This window comes from Brevibacterium daeguense (assembly GCF_021729135.1).
Taxonomy (GTDB): domain Bacteria; phylum Actinomycetota; class Actinomycetes; order Actinomycetales; family Brevibacteriaceae; genus Brevibacterium; species Brevibacterium daeguense.
This window is the reverse complement of sequence record NZ_JAJTWW010000004.1, coordinates 1-12,086: the sequence shown is the minus strand read 5'-3', so window position 1 is coordinate 12,086 and position 12,086 is coordinate 1. Positions and strand designations below refer to the sequence as shown.

The 12,086-nt window shown below is 66.8% G+C and carries 10 protein-coding genes; 9 read left to right on the top strand and 1 reads right to left on the bottom strand.

Annotated elements, in window-relative coordinates; all coding sequences use genetic code 11:
• Positions 1-425: 425 nt before the first annotated feature.
• From LXN01_RS04905 to fbaA, 5 genes are all read left to right on the top strand, one after another.
• Positions 426-929 carry an endonuclease domain-containing protein gene (locus LXN01_RS04905; protein ID WP_236863462.1) on the top strand — a complete coding sequence of 168 codons (504 nt, stop codon included), beginning with the start codon at positions 426-428 and terminating at the stop codon, positions 927-929.
• Between the two features lie 429 nt (positions 930-1,358).
• Positions 1,359-1,832: a transporter substrate-binding domain-containing protein gene (locus LXN01_RS04900; RefSeq protein ID WP_236863461.1), complete on the top strand. Its 474-nt coding sequence runs from the start codon at positions 1,359-1,361 to the stop codon at positions 1,830-1,832.
• The gene (locus tag LXN01_RS04895) at positions 1,829-2,812 is read left to right on the top strand and encodes a cation diffusion facilitator family transporter (protein ID WP_236863460.1); all 984 of its coding nucleotides are present in this window, start codon (positions 1,829-1,831) and stop codon (positions 2,810-2,812) included. Before LXN01_RS04900 ends, LXN01_RS04895 begins: the two co-directional genes overlap by 4 nt.
• Positions 2,813-3,201: 389 nt before the next feature.
• Entirely contained in the window at positions 3,202-3,615 is a 414-nt protein-coding gene (locus tag LXN01_RS04890; protein ID WP_236863459.1) for a YrhK family protein, read from the top strand.
• A 299-nt stretch (positions 3,616-3,914) separates the two neighbouring features.
• Positions 3,915-4,937 (top strand): class II fructose-bisphosphate aldolase, encoded by a 1,023-nt coding sequence (fbaA, locus tag LXN01_RS04885; protein WP_236863458.1) that lies wholly within the window; start codon positions 3,915-3,917, stop codon positions 4,935-4,937.
• A 172-nt stretch (positions 4,938-5,109) separates the two neighbouring features.
• Here fbaA and LXN01_RS04880 read toward each other — a convergent pair whose 3' ends face one another.
• Entirely contained in the window at positions 5,110-5,985 is an 876-nt protein-coding gene (locus tag LXN01_RS04880; RefSeq protein ID WP_236863457.1) for a hypothetical protein, read from the bottom strand.
• Positions 5,986-6,239: 254 nt separating this feature from the next.
• Here LXN01_RS04880 and LXN01_RS04875 point away from each other — a divergent pair, with 254 nt between their 5' ends.
• From LXN01_RS04875 to LXN01_RS04860, 4 genes are all read left to right on the top strand, one after another.
• On the top strand, positions 6,240-7,883 hold the full coding sequence (locus LXN01_RS04875) for an ABC transporter substrate-binding protein (protein ID WP_236863456.1): 1,644 nt from the start codon (positions 6,240-6,242) through the stop codon (positions 7,881-7,883).
• 233 nt (positions 7,884-8,116) lie between these two features.
• Positions 8,117-9,220, top strand: coding sequence for an ABC transporter permease (locus tag LXN01_RS04870; protein WP_236863455.1), 1,104 nt, complete (start codon positions 8,117-8,119; stop codon positions 9,218-9,220).
• Complete coding sequence (locus LXN01_RS04865) at positions 9,220-10,353, top strand: ABC transporter permease (protein WP_236863454.1); 1,134 nt, start codon at positions 9,220-9,222, stop codon at positions 10,351-10,353. The genes LXN01_RS04870 and LXN01_RS04865 overlap by 1 nt, the downstream gene beginning before the upstream one ends.
• Positions 10,350-12,086 (top strand): dipeptide ABC transporter ATP-binding protein (locus tag LXN01_RS04860; protein ID WP_236863453.1); only part of this gene is annotated, 1,737 nt, incomplete at its 3' end. The genes LXN01_RS04865 and LXN01_RS04860, both read left to right, overlap by 4 nt.

Genomic DNA, 12,086 nt, shown 5'->3' with positions numbered 1-12,086 from the left:
AGAGACCGCTCGACCAGAGCGCACGTGTTCCAGTAGTGCGGACAACTCAGGAACATCGGGACTCCAAGGTGAGTCGACGAGCGTTGACTGCACAGACGCGTTTCGCGCGAATCCACCGCGGTGTCCACGCTGACACCGCGGCCCAGCAGGAGATCGAAGTTCCGCGGTGGGCAGACGATGATTGGTTCGCGCTTCACAAATCTGCGGCTGCACTGCAGCTCGTGCGGCCTGACGCGCTGATCTCCGGGTTGAGTGCTGCACGCCTCATGGGCTGGCCGACTCCACCTGCCGCTCGGCATGCTCCGCTGACGGTGACCACTCGGCGGAAGGGCTCGCGCGTCATCCGGCCGGGAGTGAATTCACGTCAATCGGATCGCTACTGCCCAATGCCCTTCTACGGAATCAGGCTCAACGACAAGCGATTCGTGCTGCTCGAGCTCGCGGGCCAGATCGCGGTCCCCGACCTGACCGCTGTGATCGACGCGATCATCGGCCACTGGAACGGTCCACCCGAAACCGATCTCACGACCCTGACCAGGGCCATCGACGCTGCCGGCCGATTCGTCGGCTCGGCCAGACTTCAACAAGCACTGAGATCAGCGCGCCCCGATGTCGATTCGCCGCAGGAAACTCGTCTGCGGCTGACGATTGTGGATGCGGGGTTGCCCGAGCCTGTCGTGCATCCTCCGATTTCGGCTGACGGAGTGGTGCTGCACCCGGACCTCGCCTATCTGGACGAGATGATTGCAATCGAATACGAAGGCGACGAGCATCGAAGTGATCCGGAGCGGTGGGCTCGAGACATCGAGCGATATGACGCCCTCACAGAACTCGGATGGACCGTGATTCGCGTGACGCGCAGGAGCTCGATACCGAAGTTCATCGAGCGGCTGCGCATGCTCCTGTCCGGATCGCCGTCGGTTGGTTGATTGGGCACTGCTGATTGCGCACTGCTGATAGGGGCGCACATCTGACGGGCAACGGTGACAAGGGTTCTCGAGGAGGAAGGCGGCAGGGGCTCTCTTCTTCCATGCGAGTCCGTGCATTCTTTGAAACGGGAAGCCCGGGGCTCGTCGAGCTGGGAGCCTCGCGCACTTCTTGCGTTGGAAACCCGGCGCACTCGGTCGAGACTCCTGCACATTCGGTCGAGACCGAGGTCTCAGAACAAGCCGCTTCCTGAGGCCTCAGTCTCGACCGAACCGTCGTGCCGTCTTGGCCCAGACCGCTCCGCATCGCCTGCACCCGGTCTCGCCGGCTGCACCCGGCCGGGCCGCCTGATAGAGCAGAGGCTGGACCGCAGTGTTGCTACTGCGGCCCCGACTGCCTAATGTCTGCTTATGACAAGGACGCTTGCAATCGTGTTGCTGTCATTGCTGGTGGCAGTCCTAGCAGGCTGCAGTGGACACTATCCTGCGGACCCGCACGGGACCCTCAACCGGGTCACTGGATCGATTCTGCGCGTCGGCGTCTCCCACAACAAGCCATTCACCTCGCTCGAGGGAGAGACTCCTGCAGGGGAAGAAGTCGCACTGATCGAGGAGTTCGCGTCCACTCTCGATGCGGAGATCGAGTGGATGGATGGCAGCGTCGAGGAGCTCGTGGATCAGCTGGAGCACGGCCGTCTCGACATGATCATCGGCGGGCTGACCGACCAGACTCCCTGGCAGTCGAAGGTGGGCCTGACGCTTCCGTACGCGGAGACCACCGACGAGTTCGGCCAGACGGACAAGCATGTGATGGCCGTGCGCATGGGTGAGAACGCCTTCCTGCTCGAGCTCGACACGTTCCTGCAAAGCCAGGCCCAGCAGAGCCGCGGAGGGCAGAGCCGATGAGCGCCGAGCGCAGCCGCGACACCGAGCACATGCCCGCGGACGTCGCCGAGGTGATGCGCAAGGCCGTGCGGCTGGAGTGGATCACCATCGCGGTGCTCGTGGGGATCGTGATCATCGTCTATCTGGCGATGGGCAATTCCCAGGCGATGAAGACCGCCTGGATCGAGGACATGCTCTCCTTCATTCCGCCGATCGCCTTCCTCATCGGGGTTCGGGTCACCCGCCGTCCGGCCGACGCCAAGCATCCGTTCGGCTACCACCGGGCCATCGGGATCTCCCACGTCGTCGCGGCTACCGCCTTGGTGGTGATGGGAGCGATCCTCATCGGGGACTCTGCGCTCAAGCTCATTCGAATCGAACACCCCACGATCGGCGGCATCCAGGTGCTCGGCACCACGATCTGGATGGGGTGGTTGATGATGGCCGCGATGGTCGTCACTGCCATCCCGCCGATCATCCTGGGCCGGATGAAGCTCAAACTCGCCCCTCAACTGCACAACAAGGTGCTCTACGCCGACGCCGACATGAACAAGGCGGACTGGATGACCTCCCTGTCCGCGTTGGTCGGCGTCGCCGGGATCGGCCTGGGCTGGTGGTGGGCGGACGCGGCCGCCGCGATCATCATCGCCACATCGATCCTCAAGGACGGGATCGGGAACCTGCGGGCGGCGGTGGCCGGGCTCATCGACGCTCGTCCCACCACCTTCGACAGCAAGCACACTCACCCTCTCGTGGACGAGGTCGATGCACACTTGCAGCAGGTGGACTGGGTTCGCTCCGCTGCGGCACGGATCCGCGACGAAGGACAGGTTTTCCACGTCGAAGGGTTCCTGGTGCCGGAAACTCCCGGTGCTGCGACGCCCGAGAACCTGGAGGCAGTGCGGCGCCAACTGTTCGACCTGGACTGGAAGATCCGTGACGTGACACTCAGCCCCGTCACCGAGCTTCCCAACGTGCTCGAGACCCAGCCGGAAGCATGAACCCGACAAGACGACTTGTCATTTCACGGCATCTCGACCTACGGTGGAATCACCGCAATCACATCGCAACGACTTGCGCTGGTCCACTCATGGGCCGGCTGGAGATGGGCCAGATCGCGGAGAAGGCCAAGGACGCGTTCGGTCAGGGCGACCCGGCGAGCTGACCGGATAGTCGCCGAGGTGGTCGGCCACCTGGCCGGATGTTCGCCGAGGCGGTTAGTCAGTTCCCCGCCGAGGCGGTTGGCCCGTTGCCCTACCGAGGCGGTTGCCCAGTTGGCCGGATGTTCGCCGACGCGCCTCGGCCAGTTGACCGGTTGGCCGCCGTGGACGTCACCGAGCGAGCCGGGCGGTCGAGTGCTCCACCCCTGCCCGACGAGAGAGGATGCACCTTGAGATTCTTCGATCCCCGTGACCGCCAGATCACACCACAGCAGGCTCAGCGCTACGCGAAGTTCGAGATCCTGCACACCGCCGTGGACTTCCTCGCTGCGTTCCTGTTCGTCATCGGAAGCATCCTGTTCTTCTCCGAGCAGACGAAGATGGCCGGAACCGTCTGCTTCCTGGTCGGGTCGATCTTCTTCGCGACCAAACCCAGCATTCGCATAGTCCGCGAGATCTGGCTGGCCCGGTTGAACCGGATCGATCACCTGGCCGCAGAAGCCCCGGAGGGACCGGGCGACTTCGAGGAACTGACAGATGACGACGAACACGGCCCCGCACACGGCGAACACGCGCCCATCGACGACGAAGACGCCCTCGCTGACGACGTGCCTGCCGAGCACTCCAGTCGCGCGACCCGATGACTGTGCCCGCCGAGCACTCCAGCCGCGCGACCCGATGACCGTCTCCGGCAAGCCCTCCTGCCGCGCAACCCGATGACCGTCTCCGGCAAGCCCTCCTGCCGCGACACAAGGCGGCCCTCCTGCCGCGCCACAAGGCGGCCCTCCTGCCGGCCCCCCCACCGCCCAGGAGCCGCCCCTCCCACACCCAAGCCGCGCCCACGGCGATAACTGGCACACCCGGTGCGGACATGAAAATATCGAAGCGGAACTCGAGTGTGCTGCCACGACAGAGAGCGGCACCGGTTGAATGAGGAGACGAAATGCCGATTGCATCCCCTGAGGTCTATGCCGAACTTCTCGAGCGCGCCAAGTCCGGGGGCTTCGCCTACCCGGCTGTCAACTGCACATCCTCGCAGACCATCAACGCCGCCATCCGCGGATTCGCGGAGGCCGAGTCCGACGGCATCATCCAGATCTCGACCGGCGGCGCCGAGTACATCTCCGGCCCGACCGTGAAGGACCGCGTCCGAGGCGCCGTCGCCTTCGCCGCCTTCGCCAAGGAGGTCGCCAAGAGCTACGACGTCAACATCGCCCTCCACACCGACCACGCGCCCAAGGATGCCGTCGAGGAGTGGGTCAAACCGCTCATCGCGCTGTCGCAGGAGCGGGTGGACAAGGGCGAGGACCCGCTGTTCGGCTCGCACATGTGGGACGGTTCGGCCGTGCCGCTGGACGAGAACCTCCGGATCGCCGAGGAGCTGCTCGACCTCACCTCTGCCGCCAAGATCGTCCTCGAGGTCGAGATCGGCGTGGTCGGCGGCGAAGAGGACGGCGTCGCCCACGAGATCAACGACAAGCTCTACACCACCGCCGAGGACGGCCTGGCCACGGCCAAGGCCCTCGGCACCGGCGAGAAGGGCAAGTACCTCACCGCGCTGACCTTCGGCAACGTGCACGGCGTGTACAAGCCGGGCAACGTCAGGCTCCGCCCCGAGCTGCTCAAGGAGATCCAGGACGCCGTCGGCGCCGAGGTGGGCCAGGAGAAGCCGTTCAACCTCGTCTTCCACGGGGGCTCCGGCTCCTCCGAGGAGGAGATCGCCGAGGCCGTCCGCAACGGCGTCGTCAAGATGAACATCGACACCGACACCCAGTACGCCTTCACCCGCCCGGTCGTCGACCACATGCTGCGCAACTACGACGGCGTGCTCAAGATCGACGGCGAGGTCGGCAACAAGAAGATGTACGACCCCCGCACCTGGGGCAAGGCCGCCGAGGCGGCCATGGCCGAGCGCATCGTCTCCGCCTGCCAGCACCTCGGCTCGGCAGGGAACCGCCTGAAGTAAGGCACGCGCTGAAGCAGCGGATCCAGAGTCTGCAACTGCATCTGCAGGCTCCATCGCGCGGTTGCTTTTCGTCGAGGATCGAACAGATGTCGACGAAAAGTGACCGCGCGTTGTATTGAGATGCACCCAGGCCCGAGAAATCCCACGGGGGAGGACCCTCTCTGAGGTCTGATCAGTAGATGCCAGGGTTGGTGTTCTGGATGTTCTTGCTGATCAGATCAAGTGCCAGCTGATTGATCGGCATGAATGCCGGATCCCAGGCCGGAAGCCCGGACTGCTGTTGGCCAGGGCCGGCTCCGCCTCCGCTCTCCGCCGCGCTGGCGACCAGCGCCTGGATATAGGCGAGGGTGTAACTGCTGCCGTCGTTCATCACGACCCAGAAGTTCTCCGGATTGGCCGATGCCGGATCTGCCGGATGATAGAGCCACATGACCTCCGGGAAGCCAGCCAGGGCCGGATCCGTCCAATCTCGGTACATCACGAACCCCGCCGGAACGTTGGTGTAGTACTGCATGAGCACGGTCCCATGGTTGCTCGGCTGGCCGGGGTCGTACTCGTGAACGAGGTAGTAGTCAGGAGCCCATTGGCTGATGCAGAGGTCGCCGTACGTGATCCCATCCTCGATGAAGTAATGGCAGTAGTCGTCCGCCCACCAATCCTCGGCGGTCGACGTGTACTCCAGCTGCTCGTTCTGAGGCGCGGCAATCTCTCCGTCATAGGAGTCGAACGCGTCCTCCGGCGGTTCTTCGGGGAGCTCCGGATTCGCCGCGTTCTCCTCTGCGGATTCGGCGCTGTCGACCGGATTCTCTGGGGGAGCGTTCTCAACGGGGCTCTGCGGGTTTCCGGCATCGTCATCGTTCGCCGGCTCCGACCCTGACTCCGACCCCGAACCTGACTCCGGCCCCGACTCCGCCGGTCCGGACTCGTCCGAATTCGAGCTTTGCTGGTCCGCGTTCTGTTGGTCGGGGGCTGCAACGATGGAGCAGGCGCTGGCGCTGCCGAGCAGACCGAGCAGACATATCGAGGAGACGAGTTCTCGTAGCATCATCGGCCTCCTGCTCGAGCTTGGTGGGCCGTGATCCTAACAGCCCCACGCCCCCGGTAAAAGACCCGCGCCATGCTCGCGCCAACTCGGGATCGAACTGCAGACTCCCCGCCACAACACCACCCCCACGCAACCCAGTTATGCAACGATTCGGTATCGAAAATCAGAATAATCTCAATATCCGGCCAGTGTTACCTGTGGGTAGGTCTAGGGTGTCGGTGACTCACAGCTGAGTTCCTCCAAGTAAAGGACTATTCATGATTCGTTCACGTGCGCTTCTCAAAGCCGTCGGTGCCCTGGGCGCCGCGGCTCTGACGCTCACTGCATGCACCACCTCGGACACCGGCGGTGGCGGCGGGGAGACCGGAGACGGCAGCGGAGCCCTTACCGTCGGCACCACCGACAAGGTCACCGTGCTCGACCCGGCCGGCTCCTACGACAACGGCTCCTTCTTCGTCATGACGCAGGTGTTCCCGTTCCTGCTGAGCTACAAGCCGGGCACCGCGGAGACCCAGCCGGAGATCGCCGAGTCCGCCGACTTCACCGAGCCGAACAAGTACGAGGTCAAGCTCAAGGACGGCCTGACCTTCTCCAACGGCAACGAGCTGACCTCCTCGGACGTCAAGTTCAGCTTCGACCGCCAGAAGGCGATCCAGGACCCGAACGGTCCCTCCTCGCTGCTCGGCGGCCTCGAGTCCGTGGAGACCCCGGACGACACCACCGTGGTCTTCAACCTGACCCGTGAGAACGACCAGACCTTCCCGCTGGTGCTCGCCGGCCCGGCCGGTCCGATCGTCGACGAGGACGTGTTCTCCGCTGAGGAGATCACCGCCGACACCGACATCGTCGACGGCGACGCGTTCGGCGGCCCGTACAAGATCGACAGCTACCAGTTCAACGAGCTGGTCTCCTACGCGGCCAACGACGCGTACCAGGGCGCGCTCGGCGCCCCGCAGTCCGACCAGGTCCAGATGCGGTACTACACCGACGCCAACAACATGAAGCTCGACGTGCAGTCCGGCACCATCGACGTCGCCTGGCGCTCGCTGTCGGCCACCGACATCGAGGACCTGGAGGGCACGGACGACCTGACCGTCCACGAGGGCCCCGGCGGCGAGATCCGCTACGTCGTGTTCAATTTCAACACCATGCCGCACGGCGCCGAGTCGGAGAACCCGGACGAGGAGAAGGCCAAGGCCGTCCGCCAGGCGATGGCCGACTCCGTCGACCGCGAGGCGATCGCCGAGCAGGTCTACAAGGGCACCTACAGCCCCCTGTACTCCCACGTCCCGGAGGGTCTGCCCGGCGCAGCCGAGCCGCTCAAGCCCGAGTACGGCGACGGCAACGGCGGTGCGGACACCGACAAGGCCAAGCAGCGCCTCGAGGACGCCGGCGTGGAGACCCCCGTCGAGCTCAAGCTCCAGTACAGCCCGGACCACTACGGCCCGTCCTCGGGTGACGAGTACGCGATGGTCAAGGAGCAGCTGGAGTCCAGCGGCCTGTTCACCGTCGACCTGCAGTCGACCGAGTGGGTCCAGTACGCCGAGGACCGCACCAAGGACGTGTACCCGCTGTACCAGCTGGGCTGGTTCCCGGACTACTCGGATGCCGACAACTACCTGGTGCCGTTCTTCTACAACACCGAGGAGTCGCCGAGCTTCCTGGCCAACCACTACACGAACGAGGAGCTCAACGAGCAGCTCAATGCCCAGGCCTCGATCGCTGATGAGGCCGAGCGCGCCTCGGCCCTCGAGGAGATCCAGACGACCCTGGCCGAGGATCTGCCCACCCTGCCGCTGCTGCAGGGCAACCAGATCGCCGTCGCCGGTTCGGACGTGACCGGGATCGAGGACACCCTCGACCCGTCCTTCCAGTTCCGGCTGGCGCTCGTCGGCAAGTGACCGAACCCGGTCGCGCCGCAGCCGCGGGCCGCACCTCGCGCCGCAGCCGCGGGCCGCACCTCGCGCCCCCAGCTGACAGCGTGACCTCCGCTCGGGGCGGGTAGGGACACCTACCCGCCCCGCAGTGCGGCAGCCGCCGAGGCGCCCCGCCACCCGGCACCAGAACCCGCCGAGGCGCCCCGCCCCCGGCACCAGGCGCCCGCCACCCCAACCTCCAATGCGAATGTGAACTCATGACAGCCAGCGTGCAAGTCCCGGAAATCGCCGACGGCCCCGTCCCGGACGCTCCTGCCACCTCGTCCAAGCAGAGCCAGGGCTCGGGTCTGGGCCGGTACATCCTGGTCCGGTTCCTCCTGATCATCCCGACGGTGTGGATCCTCACCACGCTGGTGTTCTTCCTCATGCGCATCACCGGTGACCCGATCACCGCAGCCCTGGGCGGCCGCCTCACCAAGGAGCAGCTCGCCGAGCGCGTCTCCGCCGCCGGCTACGACCGGCCCATCCTCGTCCAGTACTTCGAGTACATGGGCAACCTGCTGCGCGGCGACTTCGGCACCACGCTGTCGGACAACCGCCCCGTCACGGAGATCCTCTTCACCTACGGCGCCGCCACCCTCGAACTCGTCTTCTTCTCCCTCATCGTGGCGTTCGTCGTCGGCATCCCGCTGGGCATGGTCGCCGCCAAGTTCCGCGACCGCTGGCCGGACGCCGTCCTGCGCATCCTGGCGATCCTCGGCTACGCCACCCCGGTGTTCTTCGCCGGGCTGATCCTCAAGCTGATCTTCGGCGTCCTGTGGCCGATCCTCCCGGTCGCCGGCCGCGCCAGCGCCCAGACCGAGCTGCTGCTGTCCGGCGTGGTCAACCCCACCCGCATCTACTTCATCGACGCCCTGCGCATCGGCAACCTCGACGCCGCCGGCGACGTCCTCCAGCACGCGGTGCTGCCCGCGGTCGCCCTCGGCCTGCTCACCGGCGGCACCTTCCTCCGCCTGGTCCGCACCAACCTCATCGGCACGCTCGGCAACCAGTACATCGAATCCGGCCGCTCCCGAGGCGTCAGCGAGTTCCGGCTCGTCACCAAGCACGCCTACCGGCCGGCTCTCATCCCGATCATCACCGTGATGGGCATGCAGATCGCCCTGATGCTCGCCGGTGCCGTGCTGACGGAGACCACCTTCGAATGGAAGGGGCTGGGCTTCCAGCTCGCCGAGTACCTGGGCGCGCGTGACTTCGTCGCCGTCCAGGGCATCGTCATCCTGCTGGCCGTGATCGTCGCGCTGACCAACTTCGTGGTCGACATCATCGCCGCTCTCATCGACCCGCGTGTGAGGTACTGATGCGCAACGACCCCACGACCGACGCCCCCGCCGTCGCCACCACCACCTCCATCCCGGCCAGCAGCCGGCCGCGCTGGCAGTCCCTGCCGGTGATCAGTCACCTGCGCCAGTCCGTCGGACTGCAGCGCGGGATGCTCGTCAGCGGCCTGGTGATCTGCGCCGTGCTGCTGCTGACGGCGATCTTCGCCCCGCTCATCGCCCCCTACGGCTCCGCGCAGCTGTCGGACGAGTCCGGCTCCTTCGGCGCCCAGCAGCCCCCGAGCGCCGCCCACATCTGGGGCACCACCGTGGGCGGCTTCGACGTGTTCTCCCGCGTCGTGTGGGGTGCCCGCACGGCGGTGTTCGTCATCATCGTCGCCGTCGTCCTGTCCCTGTTCCTGGGTGTGGCGCTCGGCCTGGTGTCGGGCTACATCGGCGGCTGGTTCGACCGGATCCTCGTCGTCATCGCGGATGCGATCTACGCCTTCCCGTCTCTGCTGCTGGCCATCGTCATGACGATCGTGATCTCCGGCGGGCAGTCGAACGTGTTCGGCGGCGTGATGGCCGCGGCGATCTCGATCACCGTGGTGTTCATCCCGCAGTACTTCCGCGTCGTGCGTGCGGAGACCGTCCGGCTCAAGGCGGAGCCGTTCGTGGAGTCGGCCCAGGTGATCGGTGAGTCCGACTTCCGGATCATCACCCGCCACATCTACAAGAATGCCACCCGCAACATCCCGCTGATCTTCACGCTGAACTCCTCCGAGGCGATCCTCACCCTGGCCGCCCTGGGCTTCCTGGGCTTCGGCATCGAGCCGACCTCGGCCGCGGAGTGGGGCTACGACCTCAACAAGGCGCTGTCCGACGTCACCTCCGGCATCTGGTGGACCGCGATCTTCCCCGGCCTGGCGATCGTGCTGACCGTCCTCGGCATCACCCTCGTCGGTGAGTCGATGAACGACCTCAACGACCCGCGCCTGCGCGTGCGCAAGCGCGCCCGTGGCCGCAAGGCCGCCGCGGCCGCGGTCGCCTCGGAGGTCGCCGCCGCCGACGCCCCCGCCCGCTCGGCCGATTCCTTCGCCGATTCCTCGGCCGAGGGCACAGCAGGCGCCGCCGACGCCCCGTCCTCCACATCCCGGAAGGGAGAGACCCGATGAGCTCCGACCCGACGACCGCCTCGGGGGCGGTCCGCGATTCGACACCGGCGGCCCGCGCCTCGGCTCCGCTGCTGTCCATCCGCGATCTCGACGTCACCTTCGCCACCGACGCCGGCGACGTCCACGCCGTCAACGACCTCAGCCTGGAGGTCGCGCCCGGCGAGGTGCTCGCGATCGTCGGCGAATCCGGCTCCGGCAAGACCGTCACCGCCAAGTCGATCCTCGGCCTGCTCCCGGAGACCGCCACCACCGACGGCGCGATCCTGCTGTCGGGCCGGGACGTGCTCACCGCCTCGGATCAGCAGCTGCAGCAGATGCGCGGCTCGGACGTGTCGATGGTGTTCCAGGAGCCCTCGACCGCGCTCAACCCGGTGTACACCGTCGGCTGGCAGATCGCCGAGGGCCTGCGCGCCCACAACCCCAGGCTGGGCAAGAAGGAGCTGCGCGCACGCGTCGTCGAGGCGATGGAGAACGTCGGCATCCCGAACGCCGCCGAGCGCCACGACTACTACCCGCACCAGTTCTCCGGCGGGCAGAAGCAGCGGATCGTCATCGCGATGGCGCTCGCGCTCGGGGCCAGGCTCATCGTCGCCGACGAGCCCACCACCGCCCTCGACGTCACCGTGCAGGCGGAGATCCTCGACCTGCTGCGCGACCTCCGGGACCGGATGGACACCGCGATCGTGCTCATCACCCACAACATGGGCGTCGTCGCCGACCTCGCCGACCGCGTGGCCGTGATGTACCGGGGCGACCTCGTCGAGACCGCCGCCGTCCGCACCCTGTTCGCCAATCCGTCCCACGAGTACACGCGCTCGCTGCTCGCCGCGGTCCCGCGCCTGTCGACGACGGAGATCGTCGCCGAGGCGGATGCTGCTCCCGAGGCGCCCGCTGCTTCCGAGGCGTCCGCCGGTTCCGGGGTCGCCGTGGCCGTGTCAGAGTCGCCCGCTCCCGAGGCGCCCGTCGCCGCACGGCCGGCTGCCGCCTCGGCGGAGCGTCCGGCCGGGGAGCCGATCGTCGTCGTCAACGCGCTGGAGATCGTGTACCCGGGAGGGTTCGGCAAGGACGACTTCCGGGCCGTGGACCGGGTGAGCTTCGAGATCCGGCCGGGCGAGGTGTTCGGCCTGGTGGGGGAGTCCGGCTCCGGCAAGACCACGATCGGCCGGGCGATCGCCGGGCTGACCCGGGCGACCGGCGGTTCGCTGTCGGTGTTCGGCCACGAGATGGTCGGGTTCAAGGAGAAGAAGTTCAAGCCGGTGCGCAAGCGGATCGGCTTCGTGTTCCAGGACCCGGCGGCGTCGTTCAATCCGCATCTGTCGATCGGGGAGTGCGTGGCCGAGCCGCTGCACGTCCACCGGCCGGAGCTGTCGGACGCGGACCGGAAGCAGGCGACCTACGAGCTGCTCGAGGCCGTCCAGCTGCCGCGCGACTACGCCGCCCGCTTCCCGCACGAGCTGTCCGGTGGCCAGCGGCAGCGCGCCTCGCTGGCGCGCGGGATCGCGCTCGACCCGGAGCTGCTGATCGCCGACGAGCCGACCTCGGCGCTGGACGTGTCGGTGCAGGCGCGGGTGCTCGAATTGTTCAAGGAGCTGCAGGAGCGGTTCCACTTCGCCGCGCTGTTCATCAGCCACGACCTGGCCGTCGTCGACATGCTCTCGGACCGGATCGGCGTGCTGTACAAGGGGCAGCTGCTGGAGGAGGGCACCGGCGAGCAGGTGCTGCGCAATCCCCGG